Origin of the sequence: Pararhodobacter zhoushanensis, assembly GCF_025949695.1 — a bacterium.
Classification (GTDB): Bacteria; Pseudomonadota; Alphaproteobacteria; order Rhodobacterales; family Rhodobacteraceae; genus Pararhodobacter; species Pararhodobacter zhoushanensis_A.
Genome location: NZ_JAPDFL010000001.1, coordinates 1626465 through 1642613, shown reverse-complemented (window position 1 = coordinate 1642613; position 16149 = coordinate 1626465). Strand labels below are relative to the sequence as shown.

The following is a 16149-nucleotide window of genomic DNA, read 5'->3' as shown; positions in this document are numbered from 1 at the left end:
ACCGCGCCCATGCGCCGCCAGTCCCTCCTCTACCGCGCCTTCGGGCAGCCGCTCGACCAGTTGACGCTGGACGAAACCGAGCTGCCCTCTGTGCCCGGTGCGCTCACCGTCGCGATGTCCCTCGCGCCGGTGAACCCCTCGGACCTGATCCCGATCACCGGCGCCTATGCCCACCGCATCACCCCACCGCTGGCTGCGGGCTATGAGGGCCTTGGCCGCGTCATCGCCGCCCCGCCCGCGCACAAGGCCCTGATCGGCCAGCGCGTCCTGCCCCTGCGCGGCGAGGGCACGTGGCAGACGCATCTGAACAGCGACCCCGCGCTGGCGATCCCGGTGCCGGGTGACATCCCCGATACCACCGCCGCGCGCGCCTATATCAACCCGCTCGCCGCGCTGACCCTGCTCGACCTCTGGCCCGTCCAAGGGCGTCACGTGCTGCTCAGCGGTGCGGGGTCCAGCTGCGCCGATTATCTCGGCCTCTGGGCACTGGCCCAGGGCGCGGCCTCGGTCACCGGCCTTTACCGCTCGCCGTCCCGTGTCCCGCGCCTGCAAGCGCTGGGGATAACCCCCGTCGCACAGACCGACACCGCCGCTGTGCTGACCGCCGCCCACCGTGCCGATCTGGTGTTCGATGCCTTGGGCGGCCCGGTCGCCACCGCTGTGCTGGAAGCCCTGCCCCCCGAGGCCACGCTCATCGGCTACGGGTTGCTGACCGGCCAACCGCTGCGCCCCGCAGGCCCGGTCCGCGCGCGGCACGCGCGGTTTCACCTGCGCGACAGCCTCGCCGCGCTGACCCCTGCCGCGTGGCAAGAGCGCTTCGCCCGGCTCTGGCCACTGCTGCGCGCGGCACCCCTGCCGGAGACCACCGAATTCGCCCTGACCGACTGGCGCGCCGCCGTCACCGAGTCCCAACGCCCCGGTGGCCGCAAACCCTTGCTGCGCCTGAGTTAAAGCGCCTTCAACGCCCCATAGGCCGCCCGATACCGCGCCAGCCCCTCGGCAAAGGCCGGGGCCAGCGCCGTGTCCGGCTCGTGGCTGCGCGCGACGGGCGGTTGCGTGGCAATCTCGGCCCCCGCGCCCGTCGCCGCCATCATCCCCAACCGTGCCGCGCCCAGCGCCGCGCCGAACTCGCCCTGTTCGGGCACGTCCAGCGGGAAACCCAGAACCGTCGCCAGCATGTCCAGCCAGTGCCCCGACCGCGCCCCGCCGCCAAGTGCCAGCGCCCGGTCGATCCGCGTGCCGGTCGCGCCCAGCGCGTCGCGGCAATCGGCGAAGGCATAGCTGACCCCCTCCATCACCGCCCGCGCCGCCGCCTGCGCGTCGGTCGCGTGGTCCAGATGCAGGAACTGCCCGCGCATGGCGCTGTCATTATGCGGCGTCCGCTCGCCCCCCAGATAGGGCAGAAACAGCGTGCGCGACGGCGCGCGCAGATCGCCCAGGCCGTGCGTCAGCTGCGCCGCCGACTGCCCGGTCAGCTTCGACAGCCAGTTCAGCGCATCCGTCGCCGCCAGAATGACCCCCATCTGATGCCATGTCCCCGGCAGCGCGTGGCAGAACGTGTGCACCGCCGTCGCCGGGTCAGGCCGGTAGCCGTCATTCGCGGCAAACAGCACGCCCGAGGTGCCAAGGCTCAGAAACGCCGAGCCATCCTTCACCACGCCCGCACCGATCGCCGCCGCCGCGTTGTCACCGCCGCCACCGGCCACCACCAGCATCGGCAGGTCAAGCTCAATCCCCAGCTTGTCGCGCAGATCGCCGCTGGGCGCGCTGCCCTCGATCAGACGCGGCATCTGCGCCCGCGACAGACCGCACGCAGCCAGCAAATCGTCCGACCAGTCGCGCGCGCCGGTGTCCAGCCAGCTGGTCCCCGCCGCGTCCGACATCTCGGCCACATACTCGCCTGTCAGCACATAGCGCAGGTAGTCCTTGGGCAGCAGGATCATCGCGATCTTGTCGAAGATCTCGGGCTCGTGCCGCCGCACCCATTCCACCTTGGGCGCGGTGAAGCCGGGGAACACGATATTCCCCGTCACCGCCCGGAACCGGGGATCGGCGTCCATCTCAGCGGCCTCGGCATGGCTGCGGGTGTCGTTCCACAGCATGCAGGGGCGCAGCACGTCGCCGTTCTTGTCCAGCAGAACCGCGCCGTGCATGTGCCCCGACAGCCCGATGCCGCGCAGTCCCCGGCAGTCGTTCTGCTGCCGGATCGCCCTGAGCGCATCAATCGCCGCACGCTCCCACGAGGCGGGGTCTTGCTCGGACCAGCCGTCATGCGGCCGCTGCACGCTCAGCGCAACGGTATGCTCGGCCAGCACGCGCTGGTCATCATCCATCAGGATCGCCTTGAGCGGCGACGTCCCCAGATCCAATCCGATATACATAAGTCAGGCCGCCAGATGGTCAGGTTTCTTGCCCAGAATGATCATTCCCAGAATGTCATCCTCGGTCACTTCATCGACTTTGACCACGCCGACCAGCTCGCCGTTTTTCATCACCGCCGCCCGGTCGCACAGCTTTTTCACCGCATGCACATCGTGGTCGATCAGGAAGATGCCAAGGCCCTGCTTTTTCAGCTCCTTGATCAGATCGGCCACCATCTGCGTCTCTTGCGGACCCAGCGCGGCGGTCGGTTCGTCCATGATCAGCACGCGCGCGTTGAAATAGACCGCACGCGCAATCGCCACCGATTGCCGCTGCCCGCCCGACAGCGCCGATACCGGCGCCTTGAACTTGCGGAAATTGGGGTTGAGCCGGGCAAAGATCTTGCGCGTCTCGGCCTCCATGCGGCCGTCATCGACAAAACCCAGCTTTGTCGTCAGCTCGCGGCCCAGAAACAGGTTCGCCGCCGCGTCGAGGTTATCGGCCAGCGCCAGCGTCTGATAGATCGTCTCGATATTGTACTCCCGCGCGTCGCGGGGGTTCTGGATGTCGACCTCGACACCGTCGACAAAGATCTGACCCGCATCCTTGCGATACGCGCCCGACAGGCACTTGATCAGCGTCGATTTGCCCGCGCCATTGTGGCCCAGCAGGCCGACAACCTCACCGGGATAGAGATCCACACTCACGCGGTCGACCGCCTTGATCCCGCCAAACGACACCGAGATATCGCGCATCTCGATCAAAGGAGTATCCGTCCGGGTCATCACATCACCCCTTTCTTGCGCATCCACTGCCAGGCGAGCACCGCCACAACGGCAGCCCCCAGCCCGAACGGCCAGCCAAACCACAGCCACATCAGCACGGGCAGCACGATCAGATGCACGGCCAGCACCTTGGGCCGGATCGCGGCCACCCGGTAGGCGATGTCCAACAGCACGGCCTCGACCAGCACGACACCGACAACGATGTTCTGGAACGGCGCGTCCACACCGACCATCGCCATGCCCGATTGCAGCGACTGCATGATCAGCGCCCCCAGGATCGCGCCATAGATCGTGCCGATACCGCCCGACAGCGCCGTGCCGCCGATCACCGCCGCCGCGATCACCCGCAGCTCGTCCAGCGTGCCGATGTCATTGGCATGGTTGGTCAGACGGGCCGAGGCGACAACCGCCGACAGCCCGCACAGAAACCCCATCAGGGCAAAGACCTTGACCGTCAGCAGGCGGGTGTTGATCCCCGACAGCTCGGCCGAATCCGGGTTGCCGCCGGTGGCAAAGATATAGCGGCCCAGCCGCGTCTTGCGGGCGATCACCGTCATCACCACGGCCAGCACGATCAGAAGCAGGACCGAAATCGGCAGGCCATAACCCATGGTGAAATCATCCGGCAGCACCTCGCCGCGTTCCTCAAAAATCCGGCGCAACCGGCCAACGGGCACCTGATAGGCGTTCAGGATCGCCACAAAGCCAAGGATCGCACCGGCAAAGATCGCCGCCATGACGACCTCGGCCCACAGCGGCTTGACCGGGAATTCATGCGCCAGCTTGGCGCGCCGGGCCGAGAAGACCGACCACACCGCCGCCGCCGCTGCGAGCACCGCCAGCACCCAGCTGAGCGTCACGCCCAACGTGCCGTTGATGCCGCCAAACAGCTGAAACGTTTCATCCAGCGGGCCGATGGTCTGACCGCCGGTCAGATACCACGCCACGTTGCGCCAGACGAGCAAGCCGCCCAGTGTCACGATAAAGGACGGGATCGTCAGATAGCCGATCAACCAGCCCTGCGCCGCCCCGATCACCGTTCCGGCAACCAGCCCCACGGCAATGGCAACCGGCGCGATCAGCGGGCTGCCCAGCTCCAGCCCCAGATACCCCGGCAACCAGTTTTGCTGCGTCATTGCCATGAAAGCCGAACAGGTGGCCAGCAACGCGCCGACCGACAGGTCGATGTGCCGCGTCACGATGACGAACACCATCCCGGTGGCCATGATCGCCACGCTGACCGTCTGGATCGACAGGTTGAAAATGTTGCGCGGGCTCAGGAAACGCCCGCCGGTCATGTAGTTGAAGGCAAGGCAGATCACCAGAAAGGCAAGAAGCATGCCCAGCAGGCGCGTGTCGATCTCAAGGGAATCGAGCAGCGAGCGGCGCCGGGGTTGCTCGACGGGGCGCGCGGTATCGCTCATGGCGGTCTCTCTCACACAGGGGGGCGGACGGGCACCGGCAAAGCCACGGTGCGTCAGGGAAAGGCCCCGGCGACAACAATCGCCGGGGCCAGACAGTCAGATCAGTTGCACGGCGCCGGGCCGTTGCTCACGCCTTGGCACAGGGCCTCTTGCGTGATCCAGCCGGCATCGACGACCACATCCAGGTTGTCAGCGGTGATCGGCACCGGCGCCAGGAAGCGCGACACCATTTCCGTGCCCGACGGCGAGGTCCAGGCCTGCGCGCCCTCGATGTCGGCCATCGCGGTGCCGTTGGCCATGGCGACGGCGATCTCGGCGGCCACACGGCCCAGATCACGCGCGTCTTTCCACACCGACACGGTCTGCGTGCCCAGCGCGACACGGTTCAGCGCGGCATGGTCGCCGTCCTGACCCGAGACGGGAATGCCCTGCATCCCCTGCGCCGTCAGCGCCGCGACAACACCGCCAGCGGTGCCGTCGTTCGAGGCGACAACCGCGTCGACGCCGTTGTCGGCAGCGGTCAGGATCTGCTCCATGTTGCGCTGCGCGTTGGCAGGCAGCCAACCGTCGGTATAGGCTTCACCGACGATGGTGATCGCACCGCTGTCGATCGCAGCCTGCAGCACTTCTTGCTGGCCGCCGCGCAGGAAGTCCGCGTTCGGATCGGTGGGCGAGCCCTTGATCATCACGTAACGGCCCGTGGGGGCCGCGGCGAACACGGCTTCGGCCTGCATCCGGCCAACCTCGACGTTGTCAAAGGTCAGGTAGAAGGCGCGCAGATCCTCGATCAGACGGTCATAGGCGACGACCGGGATGCCCTCATCCGCTGCGGCCTGCACGGCCGGACCGATGGCTTGCGCGTCCTGCGCCAGCACGATCAGCGCGTCCACACCCTGCGCGATCAGCGCCTCGATGTCGCTGAGCTGCTTGGCCGAGGACGACTGCGCGTCCGACGACACATACTCGGCCCCTGCGGCTTCCAGCGCGGCGACAATCGCCGCCTCGTCGGTGCGCCAGCGCTCCTCTTGAAAGTTGGACCAGCTGACGCCAACCGTGATTGCCTGAGCTGCGAATGATGTGGTGATACCCGCTGTCGCAACGACAGCGGCGAATACTGCTTTACGCATGCATCTCCTCCCTGGTGATGCCCCGAATCCGGGGTGCGGGGTTGACCCGACAGCAAAAGCATAGGTTCTTTTTTTCACCTGTCAAAATAAATATTCCCTTATTGCCTTACGAATCTCACCGGATTAGCGTGATACGCCATAAGTTTGCGCGAACAATACGCCAATCGCGTTTCCGCCGCAGCGCAGCGAGGGTTAATAATTCGATGAATGAACATATGTCCCCCGTGCCTCTGCCTCCGGTTGTCAACGCGCCCGAGGGATACGCGGGCTGCGGCCCCCTGCTGCCCGGCCCCGCCACCGACACCAAACCCCTGCGCCAGCGCGTGTTCGAACATGTCCGCGCCACCGGCATCGCCGCCCGCGCCGATGTCTCGCGCGCGCTGGGGATCAGCGCCGGGTCGGTGACGCAGCTGACCTCGGACCTGATCGCTCAGGGCTATCTGTGCGAGACCGCTGAAATTACCCGCGACCGCCGCGAACCGGCGCGCGGGCGGCCCGCCGTCTCGCTTGCCGTCGTGCCCAAGGCGCACCGCGTCATCGGCATCAAGCTGTCGGACGAACGCCACACCGCTGTTCTGGCCGATTTCTCGGGCACCATTCTGGCCGAAGCCATGCTGCCCACCCCGCCGGTGCGCAAATCGCTCGACCAGATCTGCGACGAAACCGCCGAACTGGTCACGCGCCTGCTGGCCGAAGCCGACCTGCCCCTCGACGCCATCTCGGCCATCGGCATCGGCCTGTCGGGTCTGGTCGAGCCTGAAACCGGCGCCGTCCCGTGGTCGCCGCTGCTCATCGGCACCGACCTGCCCGCCCGCGACGCCCTGACGCAGCGTCTGGGCCGTCCGGTCCTGATCGAAAACGATGCCAACATGCTGACGCTGGCCGAACTGTGGTTCGGTGCCGGGCGCGCCATGTCCGATTTCGCCGTCGTCACCATCGAGCACGGCGTCGGTATGGGACTGGTGGTCGGCAACCGTCTCTATCGAGGCACGCGCGGCATGGGGATGGAACTGGGCCACACCAAGGTGCATCTCGACGGCGCGCTCTGCCGCTGCGGCCAGCGCGGCTGCCTTGAAGCCTATCTCGCCGATTACGCCCTCGCCCGCGAAGCTGCCACCGCGCTGGGCCGCAACCCGCGCAATCAGGCCAGCCCGCAAGCGATGCTCGAAGCTCTGTTCGCCGAGGCCAAGACCGGCAACATCGCCGCCCGTTCGATCTTTCGTCGTGCCGGGCGTTATCTGGCGCTGGGGCTGTCGAATGTCATCCAGATCTTCGACCCTGAGCTGATCATCCTGTCGGGCGAACGCATGCGCTATGACTATCTTTACGCCGACGAGGTCATCGCCGAAACCCTCGCGCTGACCCTGAACCACGGCCGCACCGCGTGCCGGATCGAGATCCACAACTGGGGTGACATGGTCTGGGCCCGGGGTGCCGCCGCGCTGGCGCTCAGCTACGTCACGGACACAGCACTCGGTCAGGGGGCCGTGGCATGATCTGGCGCTTTGGTTTGATCCTGCTGGCCTCCCCGGCCCTCGCCACCCCGCAGTTTGCGGATCTGTCCGCCACCCTGCCCGAGCATATCTACGCGGGCGGCTGGGAGCATTTCGTCGGCGGTGGCGTCGCCGTCTTTGACTGCAACGGCGACGCGCTGCCTGAAGTGCTCGCCGCCGGTGGCACAAATCCGATGCTGTTTCTGCTAAACAGCGGGGGCATGGCGTTCACCCCTGCACCTTTTCCAACAATCACCGACAGCACCGGCGCCTACCCGCTGGACATGGACGGCGACGACATCCTTGATCTCTACATCCTGCGCGCCGGTGCCGACCGCGTGTTGCGCGGCGGTCTTGATTGCAGTTTTGAGGACGTGACCGACGCCTGGAACCTGCCGCAAGAGGACCGCTGGACCACCGCCTTCACCGCCTGGTGGGAGGGCGAGCGCCCCACCCTCGCCATCGGCCATTATGTCGACCGCAGCAATCCCACCGGCCCGTTTCAGGCCTGCGACTCCAACACCCTCCTGATCCCGCAAGCCCAGACCTGGCGCGCTGAACCGCTTGACCCCGGCTTCTGCGCCCTCTCCATGCTCGCCGCCCGCGACGCCCGCGACCGCCCCACGCTGCGCATCTCCAACGACCGGCATTACTATGTACGCGGCGGCTACGAGCAGATGTATGACATCGCCGGGCACCGCTTTCTGACGCCCGAGGACGGCTGGCAACACGTCTCGCTCTGGGGCATGGGCATCGCCTCGCGCGACCTGACCGGCGATGGGCGCGATGAGGTCATGCTTACCTCGATGGGCGACCAACTGCTACAAATCGCACAACCCGACGGAACCTACGCGGCAGCACCCTACTCGATTGGCACTTATGCAACCTTGCCGCATGATGGCAGCGATGGCCGCCCCTCGACCGGCTGGCACGCGCAATTCGGCGATGTGGATAATGACGGATTGTCAGACCTTTTCATCGCCAAGGGCAATGTCGACCAGATGCCGACGAACGCCATCCACGACCCCAACGACCTGCTGATGCAATCCCCGGACGGCACGTTCCACCAACACGCGACCGAGGCGGGCATCGCCACCCGCGAACGCGCACGCGGTGCGGCGCTGGTCGATCTGGACAGGGACGGCCGCCTCGACCTGATCGTCGTCAACCGCCGCGCCCCTTTGGAGCTGTACCGCAACACCACCGCCGACACCGGCCACTGGCTCGCCGTGGATCTGCGCCAACCCGGCGGCAACACCCGCGCCATCGGCGCGCGCGTCACCGTCACCACCGACAGCGGCAGCCAGTCGCAACAGGTCACCGTCGGGGGCGGCCACGCCGGGGGGCAATCGGTGCCGCTCCACTTCGGCCTCGGCCCCGCCACCACGGCACAGATCCGTGTCGACTGGCCGGATGGCACCACCACGCAAACCGACGCGACAACCAACCAATCGCTCACCCTGACGCGCTGAAAGGCGCTGGCCGGGCGGGCGGGTGTCGCGGCCCAAGGCCGCGCAGGCGACCCGCCCCGGCCCTAGGGGTTGGGCACCACCAGACCCGAAGGCACCGCGTCCGGCACCCCCAACCGTCCCTCAACCGCCACCGGATCGGTCAGCGTCTGCAAGAACGCCACCAGCGCCGCGATCTGCCCTGCCGCCAGCACCGGCCCGCCCTCGGCCGCCGCCGCAATCGCCGCCACCTGCGCCGGGTCGTCCATCACCGCCCAATCCGCCCCGTCCAGCGCGGGCAACACCGCCTCGGCGCGCTCATACACCGCCAGCGCCGCGCCCTGTCCGTGCCCGGCCAGAAACGACTCCAGCGTCCGGTGCGCGCCCGCGTGCCCATAGGGCGCGGTCAGCGCGACATTGCGCAGCGCGGGCGTGCGGAACGCATACCAGTCGGCCGCCGCCCCGGTCACCCGGTAGCGCCCCTCGTCGCGGTGATGCGTCTCGAACCGCGCGCCCTTGCCCGGCCCCAGCTGCGGCTCGCCCATCGCGTGAAAGCTGTGATCGGTCAGGAACGGCCCCGAATGGCACCCCGAACAGCCCGCAGGCCCATAAAACAGCGCCATCCCCTCGGCCGCCTGCGGCCCCATCGTCGCCTCGCCGCGCAGCACGGCATCAAACGGCGCGCTGTCACTGCGGAACTCGACCTCCATGAAGGCCGCAATCGCGTTGCTTACGTCAGTGAACCCGATCGCCCGCCCCGCCGCGATCTCAGGGTAAACGGCGGCGAAGCGTTCGGCATAGCCCGGCACCGCCGCCACCCGCGCCGCCAGCCGCGCCCAGGCCCCGTCCGGCCCGGTCAGCATGCCCAGCCGCACGGCGGTGGAAATCTCGTTCTCCTGATAATGCCCGGCCATCTCATCCGGTGAGATCACGGGGAACATCGTCTGCGCCGACAAGAGCGAGTCGAACCCGACCAGCATGTCGTCATCCAGCGGTGTGCGCATGCCGTTGGGCCGCGATGGGTCCACCTCGACCCGCCCGTCATGAAACATCGAGCGATACTCGACCGCGCCCAGATTCCACAACGCCTGCGCGTTCCGGGGCACGCGTTCTTCGGGCAGATTGTCCGCATCCGCCCGCCGCAACGGCCCCAAACCGATCCCGCCGTCGCCCAGCCCCAGCGACACCCCGTCCGAGGTGCCGAAGGCCGGATGATGACAGGTTGCGCAGGCGACCTCGCGGTTGCCAGACAAGATCGGATCGTAGAACAACAGCTGCCCCAGCGCCGCCGCCGCCGGATCGACCGGGCGGAAATCGGCGTCGCTCAGCGGCGCGGGCAACCCGGTGCCCGCCGTGCCCCCGGCCTGCAGGCCCAAGCCCCCGGCAACCACCACGACCACGCCGCTCACCCAGATCCGCATCCCGCCCCTCCCTGCGTTATCGCTAGCAGGGTGGCACGGCCCGGCCGATCGCGCAATACGGCGGCAGGCGGGCTCAGAGCGCGTTGAGCAGCACCAGCACCCCGGTCACCGTCACCACCGACAGACCCGTCGCCACGATCAGCGCCGTCGAGCAGACCTCGCGCAGGCCAAAAGGCGCGGCGAGGATCGGATAGATCGTCAGCATCGGCACGGCAGCGAACAAGATCCCCACCGGAATCAGATCGGCAGGCACTCCGGGCAGGGTAAACAGCAGCACCGCCACCAGCAGCGGATGCACCACCAGCTTGCCGATGCTCACCGCCGAGACCCGCCGCCAATGCCCGCTCACCGACATCGACGCCACCGTGCCGCCGATCACGAACAGCGCCACGGGGGCCGCCGCCATCGCCAAGGACGTTACCGCCCGCTCGACCGGCACGCCCATCGACAGCCCGGTCGCGCGCCAGACCAGCGCCAGTGCCACGGCGATCAGCAGCGGGTTGGCGATGATCCGCCCCAGCGCTTCGCGCAGCACCGCGCCCAGCTTGCGCTCGTTCGAGCCTGAAACCCCGGTCAGGATCTGCACCAGTGGAATGATCACCGCGTTCTCGACCGTCATGGTCATCGCGAAAACCACCGCGCCCTGCGGGCCAAAGATCAGGCTGGCAATCGGAAAACCCAGAAAGCCCGAATTGGAATTCGCCATGCCCAGCGCCAGAATCCACGAGATCCGGCGCGGCCTGACGCAGCAACAGCCGCATCGCCGCGTAGCCCAGCAGCAGCGTGATCACCGAGCCGCCCATATAGGCCAGAAAGAACGACGGGTTCAGCCCGTCCTCGCCATGCGGCATCGCCACGGCAAAGACGATCAGCGCGGGCAGACAGATCTTGAGCGCGAACTGCGCCAGCGCACCGATATGCGCCTGCGCGACATAGCCACTGCGCACGGCGACATAGCCGAAAACGATCATCAGATAGATCGGCAGCGTGGTCAAAAAGATCTGGATCATGGCAGTTTCCGGCTGGTTTCAGGGTTGGTTAACACGGCAACCAGCCACAGGCGAGGGGGTCCGCCCGTCCCTTGTCAGCCGCACCCCGGCAAGCCGCGCCGACAGCGCGTCACCCCTGCCCGGCCCACGCCTTATTGCGCCGTGCCCGCGTCATAGGCCGTCCGCGCCGCATCGATCCGGCCCAGATTTTCGATGGCCCAGCGGCTCAGCGCCGTCACCGGCTGGCGAAACGACTGGCCCAGCGCGGTCAGCGTGTATTCCACCTTGGGCGGGATGGTCGGATGATAGGTCCGGCTCACCAGCCCGTCGCGCTCCATTTCCTTCAGCGTCAGGCTCAGCATGCGCTGCGAGATGCCCAGCGTGCGCTTGAGCTCATTGAAGCGCAACGTCCCGTGTTCGGCCAGCGAGACGACGACAAGCACGCTCCACCGGTCGCCCACCCGCGACAGAACGGCGCCGATCCGCTTGCAGTCAGGGCATTGTTCGCTGTCCAGCATGGTGGTTCCCTTTTTGTAACCGAGGGTCAAACCTGTGCCTTCTTGAAGCACGCTTCGGTTCTCAATACATCGTCGGTTACAAAAGAATACCGCCCATTGCGGGCTTTGACAATCGGAACCAAGACATGACGACCAAGACCCTGAGCGACCACCTGAACTGGCGCTACGCAACCAAGAAAATGGACCCGGCGAAAGCAGTGCCGCAAGACAAGGTCGACGCCATTGTCGAGGCGATCCGCATGGCCCCGACCTCGAGCGGCGTGCAGCCGTTCGAAGTGATCGTCGTGACCAACCCCGAGCTGCGGGCCCAGATCGCGACAGCGGCGGGCGGTCAGACGCAGATCACCGACGGCTCGCATGTTCTGGTCTTCGCGGCATGGGACAACTACACCGCCGAGCGCATCGACGAAGTGCTGGCGCTGAACGTCGACGCGCGTGGCGAATCGCCGACGCTGCAAGGCTATTATGAAGGCCTGAAAGCCGCTTACCTGCCCCGTGACGCCGACGTGAACTATGCCCACGCTGCGCGTCAGGCCTATATCGCGCTGGGTGTTGCGCTGGTGGCCGCTGCGGAACAGGAAGTCGACAGCACGCCGATGGAAGGCTTCAGCCCGGACGCGGTGGACGCGATCCTTGGCCTGCGCGAGCGCGGTCTGCGCTCGGTGGTGCTGCTGCCCTTGGGCTACCGCGAGCCCGCTGGCGACTGGTTGCTGCCGATGGCCAAGGTCCGCAAATCGCGCGAGTCCCTCGTCTCGCAGCTGGACTGAGCTGAGCCCGGCTGCCACGGCACCGTTAGGCAGCCCCTCACTGCTTTTGAAAACCCTGAAAGGCGCCCGGCACCCCGCCGGGCGCCTTTTGCATGTCCACCCAGCGCACTGGCACCGGTCCTTTCGCTCAGCTTTCCAGATCCGCGCCCGCCGCCCGGTTGCGGAACTGGCGCAGCCGGATCGAATGCGCGGCGGCGACATGCGCCCGCATCGCGCTTTCCGCGCCCAGCTCATCGCGCGCGCGCAGCGCGGTCAGCACCGACTCATGTTCGGTCACCGCATTGCGGGCGCGCTCATCCTCTTCCAGCGTCGTCGGGCCCAGCAGCAACAGCGTCTTTTGCAACCCGGCCAGCGAGCGCGCCAGATAGCGGTTGCGCGCCGCGTCCAAGAGGGCGGCGTGGAACTGCCGGTTCAGCTCGTACAGCCGCGCAGGATTGCCAAACCCCGCCGCCATCTCGGCATTGATCGCCGCCAGCTCGTCCAGCTCGACAACCGAGGCCGCCCGCGCCGCCAGCCGCGCCGCCGTCCCCTCCAGCACGCCGCGCATCTCATAGAGTTCAGTGACTTCGCCCGGATCCAGACTGCGCACCGCCGCGCCGACACGCGCGACATGGATCACCAGCCCGTCCGCCTCAAGCTGGCGGATCGCCTCGCGCACCGGGGTGCGAGAGATCCCCAGTCGGCGCGCCAGATCCACCTCAAGCAGCCGGTCGCCGGGCACCAGCGACCCGGCGCGGATTTCGGCCAACAAGCGGCGGTAAGCGTCCTGACCTTGCGGCAGATCGGCACTGGGTTCGGAATGTTTCATAGGCACCTTGCAGATTGCATCCATAGGTATACAATCGCACACAACACCCGTCAAGGACACAACACCCGTCAAGGAACGCTGTCATGCCCACCCCCCGCCTCACCTCGCTCTCACCCTGGCAACGCAGCGCGCTGACATTGGTGCTGGCCATGGTCGGCGCCGTCGCGTTTATCCTGATCGGCCTGCCGCTGCCTTTCCTCTTCGGCCCGATGTTCGCCTGCCTTCTCGCCGCGCTGCTGGGCATGCCCCTGCGCGGCACCGGACAGATCGGCGTCGGCGCGCGCACCATTCTTGGCATTGCCGTCGGTGCCGCGCTGACCCCGGCGCTGATCGCCACCCTGCCCTCGATGATCGGCTCCATCGCCCTGATCCCGGTCTACATCGCGCTGATCGGCCTGATCGGCGTGCCGTTCTTCCGCAAGGTCTGCGGCTATGACGCGGCGACCGCGTGGTATTCAGCCATGCCCGGCGGGTTGCAGGACATGATCATTTTCGGGGCCGAGGCCGGGGCCAACCCCCGCACCCTGTCGCTGATCCATGCCACCCGCGTGCTGATCATCGTCACGCTGGCCCCGATCCTGATCACGCAGGTCTTTGGCGCGTCGATGTCCCACCCGGTCGGCGAACCCGCCCGCGATCTGCCGGTCGGCGAGATGCTGATCATGGCCGCCGCCGGGCTGATCGGCTGGAAGGGCGGCGAGAAGATCGGCCTCTTCGGGGCCTCCATTCTTGGCCCGCTGATCGTCACCGGGGCGCTGTCGCTGGCCGGGTTCATCCACCACCGCCCGCCCGCCGAGGCGATCTATGTCGCGCAGTTCTTCATCGGCTCGGCCATCGGCGTCGGCTACACCGGCGTCACCCTGCACGAGATCAAGCGCGATGTGGCGGCGGGCGTCGGCTTCGTGCTGATCCTTGCCCTGCTCGCCGCGATCATGTCGGAAATCGTCTACGCGCTGGGTCTCGCCCCCTCGGTCGAGGCGTTTCTGGCCTTTGCGCCCGGCGGTCAGGCCGAGATGACCGTCTTGGCCATCGTCGCGGGCGCGGATCTGGGCTATGTGGTTGTCCACCATATCCTGCGCATCCTTCTGGTGATCACCGGCGCCCCCATCGCCGCCCGCCTGATGCGCATCCGTCAAAAGGACGCGCCATGAGCTTCACCACCCGGCCCGAACTCTCCGGCACTTTCGGCATGACGTCCTCGACCCACTGGATCGCCTCGGCGGTCGGCATGTCGGTGCTGGAGCGCGGCGGAAACGCGTATGACGCCGCCGTCGCCATGGGCTTCACGCTGCATGTCTGCGAACCGCATCTGAACGGCCCGCTGGGCGACATGCCCGCGATGATCTGGCCCGCCGATGACGACCAGCCGACCATGATCTGCGGTCAGGCCACCGCCCCCGCCGGGGCCACGATCACCCATTACCGCGATCAGGGGCTGGACCTGATCCCCGGCTCGGGTCTGCTGGCCACGGTCATTCCCGGCGCCTTCGATGCGTGGATGCTGATGCTGCGCGACCATGGCACATGGCCGCTGGCCGATGTCCTTGCCCCCGCCATCGACTATGCGCGCAACGGCGTGCCGATGCTGGCCAATGCGACCGCCGCCATCGCCGGCCTTGCCGATTTCTTCCGCGACGAATGGCCGACCTCGGCCGCCGTCTGGCTGCCGGACAACGCCGTGCCCAAGGCGGGCGCGTTGTTTTGCAACCCCGATCTTGCCGCGACATGGGAGCGTCTGTGCGCCGAAGTCGCCGGGACAACAGGCCGCGAGGCGCAGATCGACGCCGCCCGCAAAGTGTTCTCGCAAGGCTTCATCGCGCAGGCGATTGATGACTGGATGCGCGATGCGCATGTGATGGACGCCAGCGGCGCGCGCCACAAGGGCGTGCTCACCGGGCAGGATATGGCCGGATGGTCGGCCAGCTATGAGCCCGCGCTCACCGTGCGCCACGCCGGTTGGCAGGTCTACAAGGGCGGCTTCTGGTCGCAAGGGCCGGTGCTGCTGCAGGTGCTGCAAACCCTCGCCGCCGACCCGCTGGCCGCGATGGACCCCACCGGCCCGCAATTCGTCCACCTTGTCACCGAGGCGCTGAAACTCGCCTTTGCCGACCGCGAGGCGCATTACGGCGACCCCGCCGATGCCGAGATCCCGGCCGAGATCCTGCTGTCGCGCGCCCATGGCCTTGAGCGCCGCGCGCTGATAACCGAGCGCGCCTCGGACCAGCTGCGCCCCTCGATGCTGCACGGGTTCGAAGGGCAGGCCGATGCTGCCGTCTTCCGCCAGCGCTGGCTGGCCAAGCGGGCCGACAACACCGGCCCGGGGATCGGCGAGCCGACGATGGGCCACCTGAAGGCCCCCGGCGACACCGTGCATCTGGACGTGGTGGACCGCTGGGGCAACATGGTCAGCGCCACGCCCTCGGGCGGCTGGCTGCAAAGCTCGCCCGTCGTGCCGGGGCTGGGCATGCCGCTCAATTCGCGCGCACAGATGTTCTGGCTGGATGACGGCCTGCCCAGCTCTCTCGCCCCCGGTCGCCGCCCGCGCACCACGCTGTCGCCGTCGTTTGCGCGGGGGCCCGATGGCACGCGCGTGGCTTTCGGCACGCCCGGAGGCGACCAGCAGGATCAATGGCAATCGGCCTTCCTGCTGCGCCTCATCCATCACGGAATGAACCTGCAAGAGGCCATCGACGCGCCGCTGTTCCACACCGAACACCTGCAGGCCAGCTTCGATCCGCGCGGCTTTCGCGCGGCGCATCTGCTGGCCGAACCGGCTTTCCCCGAGGCGACTCTGCAAGCCCTGCGCGATGCCGGACACGATCTGCAAGTTGCCGCCCCGTGGTCTGCCGGCCGCCTGACCGCCGTCAGCCGCCGCCCGGACGGGTTGCTGCGCGCCGCCGCGACGCCGCGCCTGATGCAGGCCTATGCGGTGGGGCGGTGATCGCAGTTATCCAACATTCCTGACCGGCTTGACCGGGTGAGTGGTCCGAAACCTGCCACAAAACCAA

The 16149-nt window shown here is 67.5% G+C and carries 15 protein-coding genes; 7 read left to right on the top strand and 8 right to left on the bottom strand.

The annotated features are described in order from the left end of the window. The first annotated feature begins 9 nt into the window (after positions 1 to 9). Positions 10 to 951, top strand: a complete 942-nt coding sequence (locus tag OKW52_RS08170; RefSeq protein WP_264505263.1) for a zinc-dependent alcohol dehydrogenase family protein — start codon at positions 10 to 12, stop codon at positions 949 to 951. Here the strand turns inward: OKW52_RS08170 and xylB are convergent. From xylB to xylF, 4 genes are all read right to left on the bottom strand, one after another. Beyond that, a complete protein-coding gene (gene xylB / locus OKW52_RS08165; protein WP_264505262.1) occupies positions 948 to 2381 on the bottom strand; it encodes a xylulokinase in 1434 nt (477 codons plus the stop codon). The genes OKW52_RS08170 and xylB overlap by 4 nt on opposite strands. Positions 2382 to 2384: 3 nt before the next feature. Further along, positions 2385 to 3146, bottom strand: coding sequence for an ATP-binding cassette domain-containing protein (locus tag OKW52_RS08160; RefSeq protein WP_264505261.1), 762 nt, complete (start codon positions 3144 to 3146; stop codon positions 2385 to 2387). Further along, positions 3146 to 4570 (bottom strand): sugar ABC transporter permease, encoded by a 1425-nt coding sequence (locus OKW52_RS08155; protein ID WP_264505260.1) that lies wholly within the window; start codon positions 4568 to 4570, stop codon positions 3146 to 3148. Before OKW52_RS08155 ends, OKW52_RS08160 begins: the two co-directional genes overlap by 1 nt. Positions 4571 to 4671: 101 nt before the next feature. Continuing rightward, complete coding sequence (gene xylF / locus OKW52_RS08150; RefSeq protein WP_264505259.1) at positions 4672 to 5697, bottom strand: D-xylose ABC transporter substrate-binding protein; 1026 nt, start codon at positions 5695 to 5697, stop codon at positions 4672 to 4674. A 215-nt stretch (positions 5698 to 5912) separates the two neighbouring features. Here xylF and OKW52_RS08145 point away from each other — a divergent pair, with 215 nt between their 5' ends. Together OKW52_RS08145 and OKW52_RS08140 are read left to right on the top strand one after the other, a co-directional pair. Then, entirely contained in the window at positions 5913 to 7193 is a 1281-nt protein-coding gene (locus OKW52_RS08145; RefSeq protein ID WP_264505258.1) for an ROK family protein, read from the top strand. Further along, positions 7190 to 8662 (top strand): CRTAC1 family protein, encoded by a 1473-nt coding sequence (locus OKW52_RS08140; protein ID WP_264505257.1) that lies wholly within the window; start codon positions 7190 to 7192, stop codon positions 8660 to 8662. The genes OKW52_RS08145 and OKW52_RS08140 overlap by 4 nt, the downstream gene beginning before the upstream one ends. A gap of 62 nt (positions 8663 to 8724) precedes the next feature. Here the strand turns inward: OKW52_RS08140 and OKW52_RS08135 are convergent, their stop codons facing one another. Beyond that, entirely contained in the window at positions 8725 to 10059 is a 1335-nt protein-coding gene (locus tag OKW52_RS08135; protein WP_264505256.1) for a cytochrome-c peroxidase, read from the bottom strand. Positions 10060 to 10132: 73 nt separating this feature from the next. After that, positions 10133 to 10765 (bottom strand): AEC family transporter, encoded by a 633-nt coding sequence (locus tag OKW52_RS08130; protein WP_264505255.1) that lies wholly within the window; start codon positions 10763 to 10765, stop codon positions 10133 to 10135. Here OKW52_RS08130 and OKW52_RS08125 point away from each other — a divergent pair. Beyond that, positions 10764 to 11225 carry a hypothetical protein gene (locus OKW52_RS08125; protein WP_264505254.1) on the top strand — a complete coding sequence of 154 codons (462 nt, stop codon included), beginning with the start codon at positions 10764 to 10766 and terminating at the stop codon, positions 11223 to 11225. The genes OKW52_RS08130 and OKW52_RS08125 overlap by 2 nt on opposite strands. Here OKW52_RS08125 and OKW52_RS08120 read toward each other — a convergent pair. Beyond that, positions 11201 to 11566, bottom strand: coding sequence for a winged helix-turn-helix transcriptional regulator (locus OKW52_RS08120; protein ID WP_264505253.1), 366 nt, complete (start codon positions 11564 to 11566; stop codon positions 11201 to 11203). The two genes, OKW52_RS08125 and OKW52_RS08120, sit on opposite strands and share 25 nt — an antisense overlap. Before the next feature lie 125 nt (positions 11567 to 11691). Between OKW52_RS08120 and OKW52_RS08115 the strand changes: the two genes are divergently transcribed. After that, a complete protein-coding gene (locus tag OKW52_RS08115; protein ID WP_264505252.1) occupies positions 11692 to 12333 on the top strand; it encodes a nitroreductase family protein in 642 nt (213 codons plus the stop codon). 127 nt (positions 12334 to 12460) lie between these two features. Here the strand turns inward: OKW52_RS08115 and OKW52_RS08110 are convergent, their stop codons facing one another. Further along, on the bottom strand, positions 12461 to 13141 hold the full coding sequence (locus tag OKW52_RS08110; protein WP_264505251.1) for a GntR family transcriptional regulator: 681 nt from the start codon (positions 13139 to 13141) through the stop codon (positions 12461 to 12463). 83 nt (positions 13142 to 13224) lie between these two features. Between OKW52_RS08110 and OKW52_RS08105 the strand changes: the two genes are divergently transcribed. Both OKW52_RS08105 and OKW52_RS08100 read left to right on the top strand, forming a co-directional pair. Continuing rightward, positions 13225 to 14292, top strand: a complete 1068-nt coding sequence (locus OKW52_RS08105; protein WP_264505250.1) for an AbrB family transcriptional regulator — start codon at positions 13225 to 13227, stop codon at positions 14290 to 14292. After that, a complete protein-coding gene (locus OKW52_RS08100; protein WP_264505249.1) occupies positions 14289 to 16082 on the top strand; it encodes a gamma-glutamyltransferase family protein in 1794 nt (597 codons plus the stop codon). Before OKW52_RS08105 ends, OKW52_RS08100 begins: the two co-directional genes overlap by 4 nt. The last annotated feature ends 67 nt before the right edge of the window (positions 16083 to 16149 follow it).